Below are 21,082 nucleotides of genomic sequence, written 5' to 3' on the forward strand. Positions count from 1 at the left end.
GACGCCACGATCGCCGTCGAAGCCGTCGGCTGATAACCGACCGCCGTCACGATCGCCGTGTACACACCCTGCGGCAGCGCCTGCGTGCACACCAAGCCGTCGTCGTCCGCGGTCGCCCGCACCACCTGACTGCCCGTCATGTCCGTGACGGTCAGCACCGCGTGCCGCACCGCCCACCCATCCCTCGTCCGAACCCGGGCACGAAGCCCCGTGCCGCCCTCACCGATGTGAGTGGTCATTGCTGCTCCCGATCGATCAGTGACGGGTTCCGGCCGCCGCGGCCGTCCGCGTGCCAGCCGGAACCCGATCTCCCCGCTCTGTCACTCGTCCGAGTGGCCGAGCTCCACGTCGTGTCCGCTGTCGCCGCGTCCGTCCAGGGTCAGCGCAGAGGCGACCGGCGGGTAGCCGCTGGCGATGAGCGTGTACTCGCCCGCGTCCAGGTCGGTGAAGGCGTAGTCGCCCTCCGCGCCGGTGGTCGCGCTGCCCACGACGTTGCCGGCCGTGTCCACCAGGGTCACGCGGGCGTCGGCCAGCGGACGGCGGTCCGCGCCGGCGCGCACCGTGCCCTGCAGCTCCAGACCGGCGGCCAGCTCGATCTCGATCCGGGACGGACCCGCCGTGCCGACCTCGACCGGCAGCGCGGCCGGACGGAACCCGGTGGCGTTGACGGCGACCGTGAACGTGCCGGCGGTCAGCGCCTCGAAGGCGAAGGCACCGGTCTCGGCGGTCTTGCCCGTGGCCAGCACCTCGCCACGAAGGTCCGTGACCACGACCATCGCCTCGGCGACCGGCCGCTGGTCAGCCGCCGCGCGCACCAGGCCGGTCAGACCGCTGGTCCCGGAGAGCGCGATGTCGTAGCCGACCGGGCCGTCGCCGACGGCCACGATGGACGCCTGCGGCCGGTGACCCTCGGCGGCGGCGATCAGCACATAGCTGCCCGCCCCCGGCGCGGCCAGCCGGTAGCCACCGTCCGCAGCGACCGTCGCACGGCCCAACTGCCGCCCCTGCAGCGAGATCAGGGTGACCGTGGCCGAACCGACCGGTCGGCCGTCTCCGCCACGCACGGAGCCGTGGACCATGCTGCCACTCATGGGAACCTCCTGGTCGACCGGGTCGAACCCCACTGACGTGAACGCTGCGGCCGGCTGCACGTCGGCAGCGGCGGCCAGGGAGGCCAACTCCAGCTCGGAGGCGGTCTCTTCCTCCATCCCCGCGACGGCCGCAGTGCCCGCCGGGGCGTCGCCGACGACGCCCGCGCTCTGCTGCAGGCCGCTCGTCGTCTTCAACGACACCTCCTTGATGAAGAGGACCAGCAGGAAGGAGACGAAGGCGAACGGAGCGGCGTAGAGGAAGACGTCCCCGATGCCGTGCCCGTAGGCGTTCTCGGTGATCCCGCGGACCAGCGGGGGCAGCTTGGTCAGGTCGGGGATGGCGGCGTTGCCGCCGGACGAGGCAGGCATCGGCAGGCCGAGCGCGGCGAAGCCGTCCTTGCTGTAGTGGGTGATGCGGACGGTGAGCGCGGCCCCGAGGGCCACGACGCCGAGCGCGCCGCCGAGGGACCGGAAGAAGGTGACCAGCGAGCTGGCCGCGCCGAGGTCCTTGGGAGCGACCTGGTTCTGCACCGCGAGCACCAGGTTCTGCATCATCAGACCGATACCGATGCCCAGCAGCGCCATGTAGACGGCGACCTGCCAGTACGGGGTGTCGACCCGGAGCAGGCCGAGCGTGGCCGCGCCGCCGGTCAGGAAGAGACCGCCGCCGACCAGGAACGCCTTCCAGCGGCCGGTGCGGGTGATGATCTGGCCGGAGCCCATCGAGGCGACGAAGAGGCCGGCCACCAGCGGGATGGTCATCACGCCCGACATGGTCGGGGTCTTGCCCCGGGAGAGCTGGAAGTACTGGCTCAGGAAGACGGTGCCCGCGAACATCGCGACGCCGACGAAGAGGCTGGCGACCGAGGTCAGGGTGATCGTCGCGTTGCGGAACAGCCGCAGCGGGATGAGCGGTTCGCTCGCCTTGGACTCGACCAGCAGGAAGATCAGGCCGAGCACCAGCGCGCCGGGGACCATCACATAGGTCTGCCACGACAGCCAGGCGTACTGGTCACCGGCCAAGGTGACCCAGACCATCAGCAGGCAGACCGCGGCGGTGACGAAGAAGGAGCCCAGCCAGTCGACCTTGACCTGGCGCTTGACCACCGGCAGATGGATGGTCTTCTGCAGCACGACCAGTGCGATCAGCGCGAACGGCACGACCACGTAGAAGCACCAGCGCCAGCCGAGCCAGCTGGTGTCGGTGATGACGCCACCGACCAGCGGACCGCCGACGGTCGCGACGGCGTAGGTCGCACCGAGGTAACCGCTGTAACGGCCGCGCTCACGCGGCGAGATCATGGCGGCCATGATCACCTGGGAGAGCGCGGACAGGCCGCCCGCGCCGACGCCCTGGACGACACGACAGGCGATCAGCATTCCCGGGTTCTGCGAGAAGCCGGCCACCACCGAGGCGACGATATAGAGCACCAGGGCTATCTGGACCAGGAGCTTCTTGCTCACCAGGTCCGACATCTTGCCCCACAGCGGGGTGGTCGCGGTGACCGCGAGCAGCGCGGCCGTGACGATCCACGTGTAGGCGCTCTGGCCGCCGCCGATGTCCCCGAGGATGGTCGGCAGTGCGGTCGAGACAATCGTCGAGGAGAGCACGGCGACGAACATCCCGAGCATCAGCCCGGACAGTGCCTCCATGATCTGCCGGTGCGACATGGGAGCCTGGTGATCCCCGGAGTGGGGCCCGGATTGAGACCCGCGCGCCGCATGGGATCCATGCTTCGGGGTGGCCTCACGCACACCGGTCAGTGTGGTCGTTGCCATCGTCTTCGTTCTCCAGTCCGCGTCAGCTGTGCATGCGGCGCTTCAGGTCGCGCGCATCCAGCTCAACTGGCCTGCGGCGCAGGGTGGTTCGTGGGTAAGGGACAGGTGGTTGGTTGGTGCGAGGCGGCACTAAGGGACGGTCTGGCCGGCGGGCGGCCGGGAGAACGTCCTGGGCAGGGAGAGCGGCCTGGGCCGGCAGTCGTCGAAGCTGTCGCGCAGTCGAGCCATGAGCGTGGCGAGTTGAGTCACTTCTTGGTCCGTCCAGTCCTGCAGGTAATCCGCGAGCGCCTCGGCGATGAGGCCCGACGCCTCACCCAGGACCGCCTCCCCGGCGGGCGTGAGGCTGAGCAGCCGCGATCGCTTGTCCTGCGGGTCGGGCCGGCGTTCGATCCATCCGCGTTCCGCGAGGCACGCGACATGGCGGCTGGTGACCGACACGTCGACGCCGAGCCGCTCGGACAGCTCACCCGTCCGCATCCGCCCGTACTGGCGCAGCATGCGCAGGGTCGCGACCGAGGCCGGAGCGCAGTCCTGCGGCAGAGCCCGGCCGAGCCCTCGGCTGACCGCACCCAGTGCGCTCAGGTGCCGCACCAGCTCCGCGCAGCCCTCCCGTGTCGCCATCCAGCACCCTCCCGCATTGGTTGCCTTAGGCAACCTTAGGCCAGTTGGTTGCAACAGGCAAATGAATAGCTGCATCTACCACTGATCTGCGCGGATCACCGGTGACCGCCAGGAGAGTCGCGTGAGTCACGAGGGTCCGCCGCCGGTCCGCGGGGAAGGACTACCGTCGGGCGCCATCTGCCCGGCGCTGGACGCATCGTGCCCTCGGGGTGCTGCGACCGGCTGTCATCCTGATCCGGACGTGGGGAACTTGGCATGCAGATACAGCAGGACGCGCAGGTCGTGGTCATCGGTGCGGGCCCGGCGGGCTCGGCCACGGCGTTGCACCTGGCGCGCGCGGGAGTGGACGTCCTGCTTCTGGAGAAGGACGCCCTGCCGCGGGACAAGGTGTGCGGGGACGGGCTCACTCCCCGGGGCGTCCACCAACTTCTGCGCATGGGTGTCGATATCAGCGGAGAGGGCTGGCGACGTTCACGCGGGGTCCGCGTGCACTGCGACGGCCGGGAGATCGACGTCGACTGGCCCGCCACGGGGCACTATCCCGACTTCGCGCTGACCCGGACCCGGCATGACTTCGACGAACTGCTCGCCCGCCACGCGCAGTCGGCCGGGGCGCGCCTGCTCACGCGCACCAAGGTGACCACCCCGCTGACCGACGCGGCCGGACGCGTCGTCGGCGTGACCGCTGTCGGGCAGGACGGGGAGCAGGTCGAACACCGCGCCGCCGTCGTGATAGCCGCCGACGGCGCACCCGCGCGGACCGCGCTGGCCACCGGGTGGGCGCGCAGTACACGTACCCCGATGGCGACCGCCGCGCGTCGCTACTACCGCACGGACGCGTTCACCGACGACGGCTACCTGCACCTGTGGGCGGACCTGCGCTGCGCGGACGCCGACGCCTGGCTGCCCGGCTACGGCTGGCTCTTCCCGCTCGCCGACGGCCGGGTCAACCTCGGACTCGGCGGACTTCCGCACCGCCGGCACGGCAACACCGACCTGCGTGCCACCTTCCGCGAGTGGGTCGCCCGGCTCCCCGCGGGCTGGAAGCTCGACGAGGCCACTGCGGACTCTCCGCTGCGCAGCGCGGCCCTGCCGATGGGGCTCAACCGGCGCCCCCAGTACCGCGACGGGCTGCTGGTGGTCGGGGACAGCGCCGGCATGGTCAGCCCCTGGAGCGGCGAGGGGATCGGCGAGGCGATGGAGGCGGGCGAGATCGCAGCGCACGCTGTCGCCCTGGCCCTGACCCGCCCGTCGGGCTCCCGCCGCGAACAGGCGCTGCACCACTACCCGACGGAGGTGCACCGCCGGTGGGCCCGGCACTACCTGCTCGGCAACGCGCTCGCCGAGCACGTCTTCGCCCGATTCGGCTACCGCCCGCTGTTCAACCGCGCCGTGATGTCCAGTCCCGCCACGACCCGCCTGCTGGCCCAGCTCTTCGGCCACCTGCGTTCGTGACGCCTACGGTCGTGACGCCCGCAGCCGTGACGGCGCCCGCGCAGGGACTGCACCCGTGAGGCGCGCCGTGCCGAACCGCGAACTCATAAGCTGTTCGCGTGCCTAATCGTCAGCGACGCATCACCTTGCGCGATATCGCGAAGGACACCGGCCTCTCCCCCGCGGCGGTGTCCTATGCCCTGCGCGGCCTGCATGTGCCGCCGGAGACCCAGCAGCGGGTGCGCGAGGCAGCGGACCGGCTCGGTTACCGGGTCGACCCGATCGCCAGAGCGCTGGCCTCCGGCCGCACCGACACCGTCGGCGTGCTGTGCGAATCGCTGACCGACGTATGGCAGCAAGGGCTGGCGGCCTCGCTCGGCCGCAGGCTGCTGGCGACCGGTCGGCATGCCCTGATCGTCGACTCCTCGAACGACCCGCAACTGGAAGCCCAGTTGGCCTCGCATCTGGCAGCCCAGCGGGTGGACGCGCTGATCGTGCTGCCCGTCGACCCGGCCGCCGCGCACTGGCAGCAGATCGCCCGGCAGACGGTGCTGATCGCCGTCGGCGACGGCCTCCCCGGAGCAACCACGGCGGCCGAGGTGGTCTTTGACAACGATCTCGGCGTCACCGATGCACTCGGTCGGCTCGCCGCAGCAGGCCACCGCGCGATCGCAGTTGTGACGCCGGGACTGCCGGGTACCCCGGACCGGCCGGCTGAGGGCGTGGTCCACCGGGTGGCGGGCGAGCTGGGTCTGGCCGTGACCGTGCACACCTCGCCGTACGACCTCGACGGCGCAACTGCTGTGGCGCGCACGGTGCTCACGAAACCGGACCGCCCCACCGCCTTCCTCTGCCTGGGCGATTCGATGGCCTACGGCGTCTACGCCGCCGCGCAGGACCTCGGCCTGGTCGTGCCGGACGACGTGTCCGTGCTGGGCTACGACGACCAGCCCCTGTCGCGGTTGCTGACCCCGCCACTGTCCAGCTACCGCTGGCCCGTGGAGGAGCTGCTGGACCTCATCGTCGAGCGCACCGTGAAGGCCATCGAGGAGGGCAAGCGCAGCCGGCGCAAAGTGCTGCCGCCGACGGTGCGGTTGCGCGGCTCGATCGGGAGGCCGCGCGACTCGGCCGTTTGACCTGGCCGAGCAGGCGTCCGGGCCGGGTTCACCGCGGCTCACCATGGTTCACCGTGGCTTGGTTCACCGTGGTTCACCGTGGTTCGACGGGTATCACGGACGGGGCGGCGATCGGCAGGTCCAGGTCCAGGGCCAGATCCGCCGAGCGGAGGAGCGCCGCCGCCGCGTGGACGTCCGCGGTCAGCTTGTGGTCGGCGAGGTCGGGGTCGAGGACGGCTGCGGCCGTGCGGTGGAAGTGGGACAGCTCACCGGTGCCGGGCGCAGTGCGGTCCCGCATCCGCAGGGCACGCACAGCCGCGACGAGTTCGCAGGCCAGGATGAGGCTGAAGTGGTCCACCGCTTCGGTCAGGCGGCGCGCGCCGGTGGCGGCGAAGCTGGCGTGTTCCTCGACGCCCCGTGAGATCACGGTATGACCGAGTGTCACCGGCTGTGCCGCGCCCCGCAGTTCGGCGAGGGCGCTGTGCGCGGCGCATTCGGTGATCATCAGGCCGCTGCTCCCGTTCTCCGCCTCCGCCAGGAAAGGAGGCAGGCCGGTGAAGGCCGGTTCGTTGAGCGCGCCCTGGCGGGCGGTGGTGAGCTGCGCGGTGCCGAGCAGGGCCAGCCGCATCTGGTCCATGGCCAGGGCCAGCGGGGCCTGGTGGAAACCTCCGTGGTGGTAGTAGTCGTCGCCGTCGAGGAGCGGATTCTCGGCGCTGGCGTTGAGCTCCACCGCAAGGACGCGGTCGAGCGCGTTCCAGGCGTCCATGGCGGCGCCGTGGACCTGGGGCAGGCAACGGAATCCGAACGGGTCCTGCACCAGCGACGGGCTCCAGTCGGCGCGGACCAGGAGCCGGGTCATGCGCGCGGCGACCTCCTGCGCGCCCGGGTGGGGCCGGCGCGCGTGGACAGCTGCGGCATACGGCTCCAGAGAGCCGTGCACGGCGGTGAGCGACAGGGCTGCGACGAGCGGAACGCGGTCCAGCAGGGTACGGAGATCGGTGGCGGCGAGCGCCGCCTGACCGATGGTGAGCGCGCTGCTGGACAGCAACGGCAGCGCGTCCCAGGAGCTCAGGGCGAGCGGGCGGGGCGGGGCGCCGAGGCCGGTGCCGGGATGCCATGGCTGCTCGCCGACGAGGGTGAGGCCGAGTTCGGCCAGCGCGGTCAGGTCCGCGGTGCCGAGCGAGCCGAGTGCGTGGATCTCGGGGACGTGGCCGTCTGTGAGGGCCTGTGCGAGAGCGTCGACGACGGCGCCGTCGATGGCGCAGCCCGCGCCCAGAAGCTGGTTGAGGCGCACCGCCAGCATGGCCCGGCTCTGCTCGACCGGCACGAGGGGGCCGATGCCGCCGGCGTGACTGCGCAGCAGGCGCAGGCCGAACTCGCGGGTGGCCTCCTCGTCGAGTGCGGTGGTGCGGTTGGCGCCGACGCCCGTGGAGTGACCGTAGACCGGGCGCCGCGTGCTGGCCTGGATCGCTGACGTCCGAGCTGCCGCAACTCGTGCTCGGGCCTGCGGATCCACGTGGATCGGCGGCAGCATACGGGCCAGGGTGGTCACCTGACCTGCGGTCAGGGAGGAGCCGTCGAAGCACACGGCGTCAGGATGTGGGGCCGCAGTCATCAGTGGTGCCAGCCTTCCGTCGTCACCAGGTTCTTGGTCTCGGGCGCCCACGCGATGCTGACCAGGGTTCCGAGCAGCAGCACTCCGGCCAACCAGGCCATCGACCAGCCGGCCCCGAGCTGGTCCAGGCTGATCGGCAGGATGAAGGTTCCGACCGCGGAGGCGACCCTGCTCGCGCCGTTGAGGAAGCCCACACCGGCGCCCCGCAGCGCGGTCGGGAAGAGCTCGGGCGGGTAGACCTGCGTGATGTTGGACGCGGCCGACATCACGAACGTGTAGACCACGAACGGCACCATCAGCACGAGGCCGGAGTCGTTGTTCAGCGCCGCCATCGCCGCGAGACAGACGGTCAGGACGGCGAAGGTCCAGATCGTGAAGGGCCGCCGTCCCATCCGCTGCACCGGCCACAGCCCGACCACGCCGCCGAGCAGGAGGAACATGTTGAGGACTGTGTTCTGCGTGTTCGCGTCCGAGACGTGGAGCGAGACGAGGATCGTCGACATGAAGGTGTAGATCGCGAAGTACGGCAGGACCTGCGCGCTGTAGAAGACCGCGCCGAACCAGGTGTTGCGTCGCTGGCCGCGCGCGAACAGTTCGGTGTAGCGCGGGGTGACCTGCGTCGCCGGGGGCTGATCCTGGGCGGGGCGGGGTCCCGGCTCCTCCCCGAGGTAGCGGCGCCGGATCTCGTCGGCTTCGGCGCTCCGGCCCCGGCTCGCCAGCCAGCTCGGCGACTCCGGGGTCCCGACCCGCAGGACCAGGACGAGCGCCGCCGGAAGCGCTCCGCTGGCCAACAGCAGGTGCGCGGAGGAGTCGTCGAGGGAGACGTAGGTGCCGAGGATGTTGGCCACCACGTAGCCGACGGTCCACAGGACGGTGAGGGACCCGAGCAGCAGTCCGCGTAGGCGTCGGGGGGAGAACTCGGCGAGCAGGGTGGGGCCCACGGCGTAGTCGGCCCCCAGTCCGAAGCCGATCAACAGGCGCAGAACGAACAGGCTCCATGGACCGTGCGCCCACAGCTGTCCGGCGGAGGCGAGCGTGATCAGGACGAAGTTGTACAGGTAGAGCTTCTGCCGCCCGATGGCATCGGCCACGCGCCCGAGGATCACGCTGCCGAAGAAGAGCCCGATCAGGGCGGAGGAGCCAAGCAGCCCTTGCCAGACACCGTTCAGATGCATCGAGGTGGACAGGACCGGCAGGACGGCCCCGATGACCCCGAGGGCGTAGCCGTCGGAGAAGTTCGCACCGAAGGTCGTGGCGGTCACTCTCAGGTGGAACCTGGTCAGTCGTTCCTTGGGTGTGCCGACTGCCACGCCTCTCCGGGCAGTTGCTTCGGTCGTCACTGGGAACCTCCGGCACAGGTGGGTGGGCACGACATCGCGAGCGCACCTGCACGGGCGGTTCATGAGTGATGCGCTTCACTGATGCGGTTCAGTGAAGCGATTAAACGATTGCCGGTCAACCCCCTGGGGACAGTCGGTACGGCGTGGACGGCGCCGTGGGGGCTGGGGGGGCAGCGATGCCGACTTCGCCGCTTGGTACGACGTGTGGACGACGTACTTCTCCTGGTGGCCGAGCTCCGAGCCCCGACGTCAAAAAGGCCCCTGCCTCGTGGCAGGGGCCCTCGGTCGTTCCGGGTCAGCGTGCGCCGGGTCCGTCCGTCCGGGCGTCAACCGGCCAAGCCCACCGCTTCGGGAAGCGGTGGGCTGGTGCTATTCGGTCGCCGCCGTCACCGTTGCGGGGTCCGGCCGGAGCGCCGCCAGCGCATCGCTATGAAGACCAGGTCGGCGACGAGCAGCACGGCTCCGATGACCAGCAGGAAGAGCAGCCCGTGGGCGACGGCGCCGATGATGCCCAGCGCGATCGCGACGATCACGATTAGCAGGAAGAGGATCATTGCCGGGCTCCTCAAAGGGGGTGTTCGGTGGCCTCGCCGGTGGGGTCAGCGGCGGGCGAGCTGCCGCTCACCGCCGGCGCCTGGCTCGTAGACCAGGCCGTAGTGCTGGAAGATCGCTTCCTCGTCCGTGGCGGGCAACACGTCGTCGGTGCCGATCGCCGGGCAGCCCTTGACCAGCGACTTCGCGTAGTTGACCTTGACGTACCCAGGTCCCACGACCGCATCGTCCAGGGGAACGAAGACGAGCCGGTGGCGGGTGGGCAGGCCGACCTGGACGGTGGCCATGGCCGGTTCGTCGGTGCTGGTGTCCACATACACCGCCTCCAGCACTCCGATCTTGCGCCCGCCGGGGTCGACGACGGCATGCGTGCGCCACTCGCGAATGTTCGCTGCCTCGATCACCGCGTCTCCCTTCCCGACGGCCGACCCCTGAGCCGGGTCAGCCGCTGCGACCCTGCACACTTCTAGCCTGCCCCCGCACTCCGGGCGGCGCCAGGTCACCCGCGGAACACCGGCTACACGGCGGTGCTCTTCAGCCGGAAGCGCCGCTTTCACCTCTCCGGGACTGCCGAACGGGTTCGGCGACCGGCGAAGGCGGGGTCAGGGTCTGGGTTGGGGTTGGGGTTGGGGCTGTGCCTGGTGCGGATGTGGATGCGATCGTGCGGTGAGATGGCCGACGGCGCCACGGGCCTGCCGGTCAGGAGCGCTTGGGCGCTCTGCAGGTTGCCGGGGTGTGCTGCGGCGGTCATGAGCTGCTTGGCCCGCCACGGGGCGCTCTCGGGTGGGACCACGAGCAGTTCCCATTCCCCGATGCGGTAGGAGAAGACCGTGATGGAGTGGGGATCGTGGGTGGAGTTGTACCAGTTCACCCGTACGTCGTGGGATCCGACCGGAACGCTGTGGCGCAGCTGCGTCCAGGCTGCCTCGTTGACGGCGGCGCGAGTGATGCGACCCCAGGCCTGTTCCAACTCTTCTATCAAGGCGGGGAGTTGATCGGCGAGGTTGCGCGAGTGCGGCCACCAGGCGCCGTCGAGTCGAGGTCGTGGACCGTCGGGGGTCAAGGCCAACCGCAGCGGCAGGCCAGCCTGCGGAACGGCGGTGAGCGCGGGGGTGGTGTCCGTGATCATGAGGTCGGCCTTTCTGGGTGGCGGCCTGACGTAGGCCGGTCCGTCCTCTGGTGTCCGGGAGAGGCTGCCGGCTGGGTCGGTCGTATCGACCTCGGGCGGGTCGACGCCATCGGGCGGGTCGACGTCGGAGGAGTCGACGTCGGAGGGGCCGACGGGGGTGCGCCGGTGTGCGTCGGAGGCCGGTCGTCAGGGACGGCCAACCGCGTGCCGGGCGGCAGCGCCACGTCGGTGGAGGCGCCACCGGTGCGGCTGGACCGTCGTCGGTAGCGCGGCGTGCCGCGCGTTGGCCAGCTGAATCAGCACCACGCAGCCGTAGATCAGGACGGCGAGCGCGAGGAGGGTGAAGAGCAGCGTCATTGTTCTCACCTTCCTGAGGACACCTGCATGCGGCCGATGGGCATGATCAGCGGGACGGACAGCGCCGCACCGCCTTCGGATTCCCATGCGGCTTCCTCGCCCGAGTCGCGAGGCACGACGCCGGCAGCCCCGGACACCCCGACGCGGCCGAGTTCGGCCGCGATCAGGGCGCTCGCGGTGGACGAGCCGGCAGGGTCGCTGGCGGCGGCCATCAGCCGCCGGGCGGCCGCGTCGGCGGTCTGCGGTGGGATGACGAGCAGGTCCCAGCGGCCGGTGCGGTAGGAGAGGAGCAGGAGTTTGTGCGGGTCCTGCTCGGTGGTGAACCAGCCGACCTTGACCACGTGTCCCGGGGTCGGGATCTCACGGGGCAGGGGCTGCCAGAGGGTCGGGTTGACGTTGACCCTGGTGATGCGCCCCCACAGCCGGTCCAACGTCGGAACGAGGGACGGCAGTTCGCGAAGGAGGTCGTCGGAGTGCGGCCACCAGGCGCCGTCCAGGGCGCCGACGGGGACGCCGCCGCCACTGGCGGCGGGCCGCAGGGCGAGCCGCAGCGCGGACGGTTCCGTGCGAGGCGGGGGAAGGGCGACCGAGAGTGGTCGCAGCAATGACACGGACATGATGTGCGTCCTGTCCCCGGACCCGCGCGCAGGCCCGGCGTCGGCGTTCGCCGAGAACGACAGGGGCACTGCAGCCGGTGTGCGGAAGACCCTCGGTACCTCAAGACTACTCCGCGCCGGGGCACAAAGGACCGATGCAAGGCCGCGAACGCCGTGCGGATCAGACCTCGCCGGAGTGCGGATGGTCACCACCGGACGACCGCTCGGGGAGCGGATCAGGCGCGCCGAGGACGCGGGTGGTGTCGACGGTGAGGTGAAGTCTCGTGCCGGTCCCGTCCTGGCCCGTCGGGTAGCTGCGCTGCTCGGTGCCGGCGAAGGCGCTGCGCAGCAGGAGGGCGACCCGGCGCGCGGCTTCGGGGGTCGCGGCGATGATCCGGACATCGGCATATCCGAGGGGCGGCAGTTGCTGGTCTTCCACGGGTCCTCCCCTTTCCAGGGATGGGCGACATGGTTCGAACCGGTCGTGGCCTGGCCGGTCGGTGACGCCCCTGGGTCCGTCAGTCACATGGATGCCACGCCTCAGGGCGGCGGGGGCTGTCAAGGCGGCGGGGGCTGTCGAGGAGACGTGGCAGTGAGCCCATGTCTCCCACGCTACGCCCGCCCCACCGGAGTAACGCCGCGCTCCCGTGACCTCGCCGTGGAGCTGCCGACGCTGTGGAGCTGCCGGCGGTGATCACGGCGGTGATCACGGCGGTGACGCCGATCCGGTGTGTGTCACCCCGCGGCGAGCCCCTCGCCCTTCGCGCGGTCCGTGACCGGTTCGACCTGATTGTGGAGCGACCGCGCAGGGCGTTCCGGTCGGCGGTCACCGCGTAGGTGGTTGCGGTGTCGCCGGAGCACGCCGCGTCGAGGCCTGCGCGGGCGGCCGGCCATGAGCCCGTGGTCCTGATGCTGCGGCACGCCGCACGCAAAGCATCCCTGACCAGCAGTCAGAAACGACATATCGTCAGAGAGTGGACGCCGTCTCCCCGCGGGGGTTCGGCGGGCGTCCCTATCAGTTCGCCCTGGTCCCGGTCCGCCGACACCTCACTCGCGTCGCCGAGCATAGGGCGCCCTCCTTCCCCAGCAGATCCACGTGATCACTCCTCCAGGAGGTACCCCATGCGTGCACGCACCCGACGTCTCGGAACGGCCGTCGCCACGGTCCTGGCCACCATGACGGCGCTGGTCGCCACCGCCCCGGCCGCGCCCGCCGCAGCGGGCACCGCCACCACCAGGGACGCCGGCTTCCGCGCCGTGTTCGTCCAGACCAACAGCCTCTCGGGCAACGAGATCGTCGCCTACCACCGCGCCGGCGACGGGCACCTCACCCAGGCCGGCAGCTTCGCCACCGGTGGCAACGGCGGCAAGCTGACCGGCTCCGTCGCCGACCACCTCGCCTCCCAGGGCTCGCTGACCTACGACCCCGACCACGGGCTGCTCTACGCCGTCAACGCCGGAAGCAACACCGTCTCGGTCTTCTCCGTCCACGGCGACCGACTGAAACTGCGTCAGGTCATCGAATCCGGCGGCAGCTTCCCCGTCAGTGTCGCGGTCCACCACGACGTGGTCTACGTCCTCAACGCGCTCGACGGCGGGTCGATCCAGGGCTACACCGTCGACGGCGACCACCTGCGCAAGCACGCGGGCTGGCACCGCTGCCTCGGACTGGACCCGAAGGCCACCCCGCAGTTCACCAACACCCCCGGTCAGGTCGGCTTCACCCGCGACGGCTCCCACCTGGTCGTCACCACCAAGGCCAACGGCAACAACCTCGACGTCTTCGGCCTCGGCCTCTCCGGCGCCCCGTCCGCGACCCCGCAGGTCACGAATCTCCCAGGTGCGGTCCCGTTCGGGTTCGTCCCCAACGGACGCGACGGCATCTTCCTGACCGAGGCCGGGCCCAACGCCCTGGCCACCTTCGCCATCCACCACGACGGCACCGCCACGCAGACCGCGTTCGCCGCCACCGGACAGGCGGCCACCTGCTGGGTCGTCGCCATCGGCGACCTGCTCTACACCTCCAACGCCGGCAGCAACAGCATCAGCGGCTTCCACGCCACTGACCACGGGAACACACTGACGGCGCTCGGCTACGCGAGTACCGACCCGGGCACCATCGACGCGGCAGCATCCACGGGCGGCCGGTACCTCTACGTCCTGACCGGCGTCAACGGCATCGTCGACGAGTTCACCGTTGCCCACGACGGGGTGCTGACCCAGATCGGCACCGCCACCGTGCCCGGCGGCGCGGGAAGCGAAGGCATCGTCGCGTTCTGAGCGATGCCGGTCCCGGGAACCGGCGGCTCCGGCAAAGCCGCCGACCCCCCGCTGGGCGGATGTGCGCAGGGGTCGGGGCGGACGGTCGAGTGAGGCGTATCGGCCTGGTGCGGCGACCAGGCTGATCCGGACCGATCCCTGCGCCCCGCCGGTGACCTGGCCAGGAGCGCAGGTCGGTGGGGCTGCCGACGCCCGTGACGTCGTGGTGGAGACTCGTGCCGGAGCCACTGCCAACGGCTGACCATGCTGCCCGCCGTTCACGGCCCTGGGCGGCGGCCCCAAGCGGTGATCATGCCCGGAGAGAGGTCGGCGAGGGCGGGCGAGGACAGATAGTCCAGGGCCGCGTCGAGCTCGCCAGGCTCCAACGCGGAGCCGGATTCGAGCGTGTCGCGCATGCTGAGCCAGGTGCCCTTCCAGAAGGCGGTGACGGGCGCGTCGACCGTCAGCGGCGGCATCAGTACCTCCGCGCCGACCTCGAGCAGCCCCAGATCGCGCAGCAGCTGCGGATAGCGGGTGACCCAGCCGATGTCGGTTCCGATCCGGTCGCGCAGCACCTGCCACATGGCCGCCATGGTCCGCCGGTAGGCGGCCTGCGGTGAGCCCGACGTGGTCAGGTCGACGGCGTCGCCGACCACCAGCCAGCCTCCGGGCGCCACCCAGTCGGCCAGGCGGGCCAGCACCTCGGCGTGGCTGCGCAGGTGCATGAGCACGAACCGGCAGTGGACCAGGTCGAACCGGCCCGGAGACAGCGTCGGGTCGGTGATGTCGGCGGCCGTCGTGCGTAGCCGGCCGCCTGGGCGGGCGTCCACGAAGCGCGGATCGCGGTCGAGGGCCACGACCTCGTCGACTCCGGCCTCGTCAAGCAGCCAGCGGCTGATCGTCCCGGTCCCCGCGCCCACGTCGAGGCAGCGCCACCCGGGGCCGACGCCCAGGGCGGTCAGCCGGGCGCGGCTCCCCGCGTCATAGGCCAGCGCGCCGTAGTCGATACGCGCTCCCTCCCCGGTGTGCTCGGGGGAGAAGAGGTCTGCTCCGTAGCGCCCTTCGTCCGGCGCGTCCGGCGCGTCCGGCTCGTCCGGCTCGTCCACTGGAACTCCTTCCCGAAGGCGAAAGCGGTGTGCCGCCTCAAGGCATGCCGTCGACGAAGGCGTCACCAGCCCGAGGACGGTCATCTTTGACCGTTCGGCTGTGTGAACCGACCCGGATGGCGGCTTCACGACCTGCCGGGCGACACCACACTCCTGACTCTGTGTCGGGAGACCTTTCCGAGGTCGCCCGGGGCTAGCGTGGCGAATGTGCAGCAACCCGCTTCCGCTTCCCCCGAGCCGGGCGATGCACCGCCGAGCCGACCCGCCGACATCACCGCTGGACAGGTTGTCCTCGCCTGGGTGACCCAGTTCCTGGTCGGTACGGACCTCTTCGTGGTCTCCCCGCTGCTGCCGGAGCTCTCGCGCAGCTTCCACGTCTCCTTGTCGCAGGTCGGCCTGACCATCACCAGCTTCTCGCTGGCCTACGTCATCGCCGCGCCCCTGCTCGGACGGGTCGCCGACCGCACCGACCGGCGTCTGGTCCTGGTGGCCGCCCTCGCCCTGTTCTCGGCGGCGAACGTCGGCACCGCCCTGGCCCCCGACTTCGCCACGCTGCTCATCATGCGCGTCATCGCCGGCATCGCCGGCGCCGCGACCGGTCCGACCGTCTACACCCTCACCAGTCTCCGAGCCAGGCCCGAGCACAGGGGACAGGTGCTGGCCATCGTCGGCTCCGGCCTGCTCACGTCCCTGTGGGTGGGCGCGCCGCTCGGGGCCCTGCTGGGCACGCACGTCGGCTGGCGTCAGGTCTTCGTCATTCTCGCCTGCTCCACAGCCGTGCTGACGGTTCCCCACCTGCGCGCCTGGCCGCCCATCGAAACGCCCGCGTCACCGGCGCAGGGGCAGCGGCAGACCGGTCCGGGTCCCGGTCCCGAAGGGGGGTCCGTCCGCGACACGCTTCTGGCCGTCGCCGTGACCACGTGCTGGGCCCTGGCCGTGTACGCCCTGTACACCTTCCTCGCCGTGGCCTGCGACGCGCACGGACACGGCGGCGACGTGCCGCTGCTGCTGGTGGCCTACGGCGTGGGAGCCGTCATCGGCGGCCTGACCGGCGGCCGCGCCGCGGACCGACTGGGCGCGCAACTCGTGGTGACCGGCACCCTGCTGGGCACCGCCGGCTTCGAGGTGCTGGTCGCGCTGGCATTCCCCAGAACCCTGGCGCTGGCCGCGACCCTGGCGCTGTTCGCCCTGGTCGCCTATGCCATGTTCCCCGCCCAGCAGCGCCGACTGGTGGACCGCTTTCCCGCCGCCGCGACCACCATGCTGTCCTGGAACAACAGCGCCCTGTTCATCGGCCTGTCCCTGGCCGGCTTCCTCGGCGGCCCCGTCCTGCACAGCTTCGGCTACCCGACGCTCCTGCTCTCCGCTGCCGGCTTCGCGGTCCTCGCCGCGGCACTCAGCCGCCTCGGCGCACACCTGGGCATCTGAGCGCGCGGGATGGGGGTCTCTGCGCGATTCGCCTTCGGGCCGGGCCTTGAGACCGGGGTCAGGCCCGCCTGCTGATCAGCGGCTCGGGGCGCGGTCAGTGGTGGTGCAGGGCAAACTGGCCCGGCCCTGCTTCGGTGGCCATTCTCAGGTCAACACCACTGGCAGATCGACACCGGCAAAGTCGACCAGTACGGCAACCTCTCCCTCTGGTACCAGGTCACCACCAACCTCAGCTTCAGTGCCAGCTACAACGGCGACACCCGCTCCACCCCCACCACCGCGACCACCCCCACCGTCTGGGACCAGGCCGCCGTCACCGCCCGCCCTCCACGGCTACTACACCCCAATCCCGCACTGCAGCGCCCTGAACGCGCCGCACCGGAAGAGACCGTAGGACGGTCCCTCGCCCCTGAGTTCTCCTACTCAACGGCAGAGACGTGTACGCAGGAGCTGACGGGTCGCGCGCAACAGACAGTTGCTGAGCAGGTTGCGGTGCACGGGTCCGGGGCGCCAAGTCTTGATCACCGAAAGCACCGGTTTGCGTTGCTCAAGCCACTCGAGGTACTAGCTGTGGAACGTGTAGGGCCCCCTTCGAGTCGATGTAGGGCTCGAACTGCTGATCTGAGTGAGCGTCAGAAACGGGCCACCCCGGCCACTGAGCCCGCCGCTCGGTCTCCTCCACGGCGATGACGCGGTCCCGGACTCCCGACCAGTGCGCGTGCGTGTTCACGGTGCTCCTGTCGGCGGCGCGCTCGGACTCTAGCCCCCGTGACCGACCCCCGGTCTCCGCCCGGGAAGTATCCGACGCCCCTCTTTCGTTCCTCGACCATCGGATGCGATCAAGGCGCTACCGGGTGGGCGGAGCGTGGGTAGTGTGCCTGCATGGCTCTGGTTCTCAGGTACGCGACAATTCCGGTCCGAGACGTCGTGATGATGGCGAAGTTCTGGTCCGCGGCCGTGGACGGGTCCGCGGTGGGGGCGGGCGTCGGCGCGCTGGTGCGGTTCGAAGAGGAGGACGTGGACGGGCCAGGACTTCTCCTGCCGGAATCGCCTGACGCCGCACCGTGCGATACGGGATTGGCATTCCGGCCGATGGCAGGGACCCTCAAGGCCGAGACTGTGCGTCTGATCGACCTGGGAGCCCAGATCGTCAGGAAGGTCCACCGGGGCTTTGGCCTCGGTGAAGTGATCCTGGCCGACCCGGAGGGGAACACGTTCACGCTTGTCTCCAGCGCGGGCGAGGTTCGAGCGTTCGAGGAGAGCGAGGACGGGCGGGGGGCGGACCAGGACCCGGGCTTCTGGGCCGATGCCGACCACACCCCCCACCGATCAACCGCGGGCTCGGTCTCAGTCGTCCTCGACGAGTCCGCTCGGGATTAGTCGCACCACTCCGTGCTGGTACCGCTGTTGGTCACGCTGGAACTCGAGCCGGCCTTGCCGTCGACGTTGTACGTGATACCGAGGGTGGTCTGGTTCCGGTACTCCTTCTTTTCGACGACGCCCTGGCAGGTGTATGACGGCTTGAGGATCTTCTTCGGGTTGCACGCTCCCCAGCCACCGTCGGCGGTCTTGCCCGCCGTCGCCCACTCCCACCCGAAGAGCCCGCGTGTATAGACCTCGATCGTCGCGGTCAGGTGGCAGTCCGTCGGTGCCGGGTCGGTCGTGCAGTTGGTGATGTTGGACGTGGCGTACAGCGGGCCACCCGAGGTCAGTCGTGCGGGCGCGTTGGAGCTGTAGTCGCAACCGACTTCGATCGGCACGTTGGGCCGGGCCTGTCCGCCCCCTCCCCGGACGGTCGCCGCGGTGGAGCCGTGGGCACTGCTTCCGGTGATGTCCTGGTGTACCGGCTGGGGCGCGGCTGTTGCTGCGGTGCTGGCGGCTACGGCCAAGGCAAGGACTGCCATGGAAGTGGCAGTGTTTCGAGCACGCATAGTTGACTCCCCGCGAATAGCGCCTCGTGTACGACTGACTTTGTCGTGTCCGCGACACTACGTGAGCGGAGAGCTGTCGCACTGGCATCTGAGGAGAACTTGAGGATTGCCCCCGGCGCCTGGCGGGCTCGATGGACAGGTCAGCCTCTCAATCTTGCGCACGCTTTCGTGAGCGAGGTCAGCGGGCAAACCCCTCCGGCGATGCTCCCGCCCTCGACGCTCCTCCCAGCGAGAAGCGTCGAACAGATCGCAGGCGAGAACCCATCGGTGATCGAGTCGGCTGTCAACGCGCGGAATCCGGCTCCGTTCCTCACGCCGCTGGTGCTGCTCCTCGCCGGCCAGCGCCTCGCGCCGGGCCCGCCTTTACGGCCTGTTGCTGCCGCTGCTCCTCCGTCAGCTTTGCCATGACGCCCGCCGCATGCGCGTCTCCTCGTTCAGGCCACTCGCAGCATCTTGGGCAGGCTTCCATCGGGACAGGCCGGAAATGCGCCAATTAGCCCAGGAGTGTCGGAATCCACCGATGAGGCGACTGAATTGGCAGAAGCGCGAAAGGAGATGAGAGTCCTGGAATCGCTCTGCCCCGCAAGACGATCCAGATCGATGACGCGCCCGACTCCGACCGGAGAACTACCCAGCGTAGGCCTGGTCCATGGGCTGGCAGGCCCCCATGGGAAACCTGACTGCGGGTCGATCGCTGCGTTCCCGCACACGAACACACACCTGTCCCCGACTTGCCTGCTCCCACCATGGCGCCCGAGAAATACAACCCGACCAGTGATCGTTTGCGCCCACTCCGCGCCCGTGCTCCCAGCACGCTCCCATCGCAGGCACAAAAAAGACCTGCGGCTTCATGATCAATCATGAAGCCGCAGGTCAGATACCACCTTGGTGGTGCGCCGCCAGGGACTCGAACCCCGGACCCGCTGATTAAGAGTCAGCGGTCCAACTATCCAGCGCCGTACGAACGTTGTCAGACTCGATGCTCTACTCCCAATCTATCCAGGAAGACACCGAGTCACACTCCAGAGAGTACCAACGAGCACCAACCGCGTCCAGCGTCGCCGCTCCCACCACGCTCCCACCATCCGGCCAGCGCAGCCGCCGACGCGCTGCCCGCCGAGTGCACTGCCCGCCCATGATCACGCCCCCGCCAGGTCAGCCAGCGGTTTTCCGCAGGGCACGCGGCCAGGTGACTGACTGTCCCGCTGTGCCCGCGCGCGAGCTTTCCTCAAGGGCCGTAGGGGCTCCAGCCGTTGAGGAATGGTTCGAGGTCCGAAGGCCTGGGTTCCGGGATGGCGGGCATGCGCAGTTCGCCGTTGAGCGGGTCCAGACGATCCACATATCCCTGGATCCAGCTGAGCCACGACTGGGCGGCTTCACGTTGCTCTGCGTGTTCCGCGGCCTGCACTCGTTGCTGGGCTGCGCGCAGGTACTCGGAGAACCGCGCGGCGCGGCGCCAGGAGAGTTCCTGCTGCTCGAGGGCCCTGATCCGGTAGGCCTCAGCGTAGTCCTGTCCTGCTTGGTGTACGGCGGCTTCCCATTGCCGACGTCGCTCGCGAGCGGCTTCCTGGTCCGCATGGCGTTTGGCTTCCGCGGCGGCTCCGCGCAGGTCGATCTCCTGCAGGATCTGCGGAAGCTTGCCTTCGAGCGGCTCGGTAACGGTGTCTGACCACTGCGACTGCCGGTGGACGAAGCCGCCGCTTACGGCGATCCCCAGGCGGTTGCCGAGGAGGTAGTCGAAGCGGGGGATCCTGATCCAGGAGTTGCGCGCGGCATCGGCGAGCTCCTTCGCGGAGGCGACGTGGTCGGTCCGTTCCTTCAGCTGCGTGATGCGCACGCCGCACGGGTGTCCCTGCGCGGTGACGATGAAGTGGTCCTCGGACTCGGCGTGCTCGTAGCCGTGCCGGTCGGTTCGCTGGTTGACGACGCGGATGGTGTGCCCGCGGCGTTCAGCCTCCGCCACGATGGCTTGGATCAGACGCAGTGCGCGAGGGAGTACGGGCTTGCCGAGGTCGAGCGTTCGCTTGCCATCGCGCAGTGTGGCGACGACACTGTGGGGCCTTGTCAGGCGTTCTGGGACGGGGACCGGATCCGGGACCGCGAGTCGCCACGCGGGGATGTCCTCAAGGCGGATCTCGTAGCCGCCTGCAGCCCACCCGCTTTTGATGTCCTTGCCTGCAGGCAGTTTGCCCGAGCGTTTGGCGGAGTTGACCCGGGATGGCCAGTTTGGTGTTCCTGGGCCACCGTCCCGGTGCACCACCAGGCGGCCGCCGGCCGCGATGAGGTCGTCGATGAGCTGTTCGCCCAGCGTCCGCCGCTCTGACTTGGATGCCGGGCGTGTTGCCGTCGCGGCTGGGCGCTGCGGTGGCTCGCGGCGTTCGGGCTCAGTCCGCGTTGCAGGGGTGACAGTCGTGCGGGCTGCGGCGATCTGAACTGGGCGAGGCGGCCGGGCGGCGGGACGCCTGCTGGCGGCCGTGGGCTGCACCAGCGGGTAGGTGCCGTGTTCAAGGTAGTGCCGTCCGGCATCGGTGAGTTCGGCGCTCCAGGTACCGCCGCGCTTGCTGACGGATGCCAGATGGCGGTCCTGGAGCGCGCGGGCGCTGTTCTTGTAGGCGGCGTCCTCCCACCTTCCCTCTGAGCTTGCTCCGTTTTGACGGACAGGTTCGTTGTGTCGTTCAGGCTGCTTGACGGACTTCGAAGTGGGCGGGGCTGAGGTAGCCCAGGCTGCT

The 21,082-nt window shown here is 70.1% G+C and carries 19 protein-coding genes and 1 tRNA gene; 5 read left to right on the forward strand and 15 right to left on the reverse strand.

Annotated features, from left to right (window positions below; translation table 11 throughout):
- The 3 genes from ABH940_RS35910 to ABH940_RS35920 all read right to left on the reverse strand — a co-directional run.
- On the reverse strand, positions 1-239 hold a 239-nt coding region (locus ABH940_RS35910), incomplete at its 3' end, for a carboxypeptidase-like regulatory domain-containing protein (RefSeq protein WP_370107187.1).
- Positions 240-320: 81 nt separating this feature from the next.
- On the reverse strand, positions 321-2,870 hold the full coding sequence (locus ABH940_RS35915; protein WP_370107188.1) for an MFS transporter: 2,550 nt from the start codon (positions 2,868-2,870) through the stop codon (positions 321-323).
- Positions 2,871-2,999: 129 nt separating this feature from the next.
- Positions 3,000-3,491: a MarR family winged helix-turn-helix transcriptional regulator gene (locus tag ABH940_RS35920; protein ID WP_370067722.1), complete on the reverse strand. Its 492-nt coding sequence runs from the start codon at positions 3,489-3,491 to the stop codon at positions 3,000-3,002.
- Between the two features lie 255 nt (positions 3,492-3,746).
- On the opposite strand from ABH940_RS35920, the gene ABH940_RS35925 reads away from it, so the two are divergent.
- Positions 3,747-4,946 carry a geranylgeranyl reductase family protein gene (locus ABH940_RS35925; RefSeq protein ID WP_370107189.1) on the forward strand — a complete coding sequence of 400 codons (1,200 nt, stop codon included), beginning with the start codon at positions 3,747-3,749 and terminating at the stop codon, positions 4,944-4,946.
- A 98-nt stretch (positions 4,947-5,044) separates the two neighbouring features.
- Entirely contained in the window at positions 5,045-6,061 is a 1,017-nt protein-coding gene (locus ABH940_RS35930; RefSeq protein ID WP_370067726.1) for a LacI family DNA-binding transcriptional regulator, read from the forward strand.
- A gap of 73 nt (positions 6,062-6,134) precedes the next feature.
- Here ABH940_RS35930 and ABH940_RS35935 read toward each other — a convergent pair whose 3' ends face one another.
- The 8 genes from ABH940_RS35935 to ABH940_RS35970 all read right to left on the reverse strand — a co-directional run bounded on the left by ABH940_RS35935 (position 6,135) and on the right by ABH940_RS35970 (position 12,068).
- Positions 6,135-7,628, reverse strand: a complete 1,494-nt coding sequence (locus ABH940_RS35935; RefSeq protein ID WP_370067729.1) for an aromatic amino acid ammonia-lyase — start codon at positions 7,626-7,628, stop codon at positions 6,135-6,137.
- 26 nt (positions 7,629-7,654) lie between these two features.
- Positions 7,655-8,917 (reverse strand): MFS transporter, encoded by a 1,263-nt coding sequence (locus ABH940_RS35940; RefSeq protein ID WP_370067731.1) that lies wholly within the window; start codon positions 8,915-8,917, stop codon positions 7,655-7,657.
- 464 nt (positions 8,918-9,381) lie between these two features.
- Positions 9,382-9,549 carry a hypothetical protein gene (locus ABH940_RS35945; protein ID WP_370067733.1) on the reverse strand — a complete coding sequence of 56 codons (168 nt, stop codon included), beginning with the start codon at positions 9,547-9,549 and terminating at the stop codon, positions 9,382-9,384.
- Positions 9,550-9,594: 45 nt separating this feature from the next.
- Positions 9,595-9,951: a PRC-barrel domain-containing protein gene (locus ABH940_RS35950; protein ID WP_370067735.1), complete on the reverse strand. Its 357-nt coding sequence runs from the start codon at positions 9,949-9,951 to the stop codon at positions 9,595-9,597.
- Positions 9,952-10,100: 149 nt separating this feature from the next.
- Complete coding sequence (locus ABH940_RS35955) at positions 10,101-10,676, reverse strand: DUF5994 family protein (RefSeq protein ID WP_370067737.1); 576 nt, start codon at positions 10,674-10,676, stop codon at positions 10,101-10,103.
- A 186-nt stretch (positions 10,677-10,862) separates the two neighbouring features.
- Positions 10,863-11,033 (reverse strand): hypothetical protein, encoded by a 171-nt coding sequence (locus ABH940_RS35960; RefSeq protein ID WP_370067739.1) that lies wholly within the window; start codon positions 11,031-11,033, stop codon positions 10,863-10,865.
- A 5-nt stretch (positions 11,034-11,038) separates the two neighbouring features.
- Complete coding sequence (locus ABH940_RS35965) at positions 11,039-11,650, reverse strand: DUF5994 family protein (RefSeq protein WP_370107190.1); 612 nt, start codon at positions 11,648-11,650, stop codon at positions 11,039-11,041.
- A 160-nt stretch (positions 11,651-11,810) separates the two neighbouring features.
- Positions 11,811-12,068 carry a hypothetical protein gene (locus ABH940_RS35970; protein WP_370067743.1) on the reverse strand — a complete coding sequence of 86 codons (258 nt, stop codon included), beginning with the start codon at positions 12,066-12,068 and terminating at the stop codon, positions 11,811-11,813.
- Between the two features lie 683 nt (positions 12,069-12,751).
- Between ABH940_RS35970 and ABH940_RS35975 the strand changes: the two genes are divergently transcribed.
- Positions 12,752-13,909 carry a lactonase family protein gene (locus ABH940_RS35975; protein ID WP_370067745.1) on the forward strand — a complete coding sequence of 386 codons (1,158 nt, stop codon included), beginning with the start codon at positions 12,752-12,754 and terminating at the stop codon, positions 13,907-13,909.
- Positions 13,910-14,166: 257 nt separating this feature from the next.
- Here the strand turns inward: ABH940_RS35975 and ABH940_RS35980 are convergent, their stop codons facing one another.
- On the reverse strand, positions 14,167-14,994 hold the full coding sequence (locus ABH940_RS35980) for a trans-aconitate 2-methyltransferase (protein WP_370107191.1): 828 nt from the start codon (positions 14,992-14,994) through the stop codon (positions 14,167-14,169).
- A gap of 207 nt (positions 14,995-15,201) precedes the next feature.
- Here ABH940_RS35980 and ABH940_RS35985 point away from each other — a divergent pair, with 207 nt between their 5' ends.
- On the forward strand, positions 15,202-16,422 hold the full coding sequence (locus tag ABH940_RS35985; RefSeq protein WP_370107192.1) for an MFS transporter: 1,221 nt from the start codon (positions 15,202-15,204) through the stop codon (positions 16,420-16,422).
- An 882-nt stretch (positions 16,423-17,304) separates the two neighbouring features.
- Complete coding sequence (locus tag ABH940_RS35990) at positions 17,305-17,802, forward strand: VOC family protein (protein ID WP_370107193.1); 498 nt, start codon at positions 17,305-17,307, stop codon at positions 17,800-17,802.
- On the opposite strand, the gene ABH940_RS35995 is transcribed toward ABH940_RS35990, so the two are convergent.
- The 3 genes from ABH940_RS35995 to ABH940_RS36005 form a co-directional block, all read right to left on the reverse strand.
- Positions 17,799-18,326: a hypothetical protein gene (locus tag ABH940_RS35995; protein WP_370067753.1), complete on the reverse strand. Its 528-nt coding sequence runs from the start codon at positions 18,324-18,326 to the stop codon at positions 17,799-17,801. The genes ABH940_RS35990 and ABH940_RS35995 overlap by 4 nt on opposite strands.
- Before the next feature lie 916 nt (positions 18,327-19,242).
- Positions 19,243-19,310: transfer RNA gene (locus ABH940_RS36000), tRNA-Ser, on the reverse strand.
- Positions 19,311-19,581: 271 nt separating this feature from the next.
- On the reverse strand, positions 19,582-21,082 hold a 1,501-nt coding region (locus tag ABH940_RS36005; protein ID WP_370107194.1), incomplete at its 5' end, for a hypothetical protein.

This window comes from Streptacidiphilus sp. BW17, assembly GCF_041262485.1.
Classification (GTDB): domain Bacteria; phylum Actinomycetota; class Actinomycetes; order Streptomycetales; family Streptomycetaceae; genus Streptacidiphilus.

Coding starts and splice junctions, on each gene's coding strand:
- ABH940_RS35960 (WP_370067739.1), bottom strand. CDS start 11,033: ATGACGCTGCTCTTCACCCTCCTCGCGCTCGCCGTCCTGATCTACGGC.
- ABH940_RS35965 (WP_370107190.1), bottom strand. CDS start 11,650: ATGTCCGTGTCATTGCTGCGACCACTCTCGGTCGCCCTTCCCCCGCCT.
- ABH940_RS35945 (WP_370067733.1), bottom strand. CDS start 9,549: ATGATCCTCTTCCTGCTAATCGTGATCGTCGCGATCGCGCTGGGCATC.
- ABH940_RS35925 (WP_370107189.1), top strand. CDS start 3,747: ATGCAGATACAGCAGGACGCGCAGGTCGTGGTCATCGGTGCGGGCCCG.
- ABH940_RS35975 (WP_370067745.1), top strand. CDS start 12,752: ATGCGTGCACGCACCCGACGTCTCGGAACGGCCGTCGCCACGGTCCTG.
- ABH940_RS35920 (WP_370067722.1), bottom strand. CDS start 3,491: ATGGCGACACGGGAGGGCTGCGCGGAGCTGGTGCGGCACCTGAGCGCA.
- ABH940_RS35990 (WP_370107193.1), top strand. CDS start 17,305: ATGGCTCTGGTTCTCAGGTACGCGACAATTCCGGTCCGAGACGTCGTG.
- ABH940_RS35995 (WP_370067753.1), bottom strand. CDS start 18,326: ATGGCAGTCCTTGCCTTGGCCGTAGCCGCCAGCACCGCAGCAACAGCC.
- ABH940_RS35915 (WP_370107188.1), bottom strand. CDS start 2,870: ATGGCAACGACCACACTGACCGGTGTGCGTGAGGCCACCCCGAAGCAT.
- ABH940_RS35955 (WP_370067737.1), bottom strand. CDS start 10,676: ATGATCACGGACACCACCCCCGCGCTCACCGCCGTTCCGCAGGCTGGC.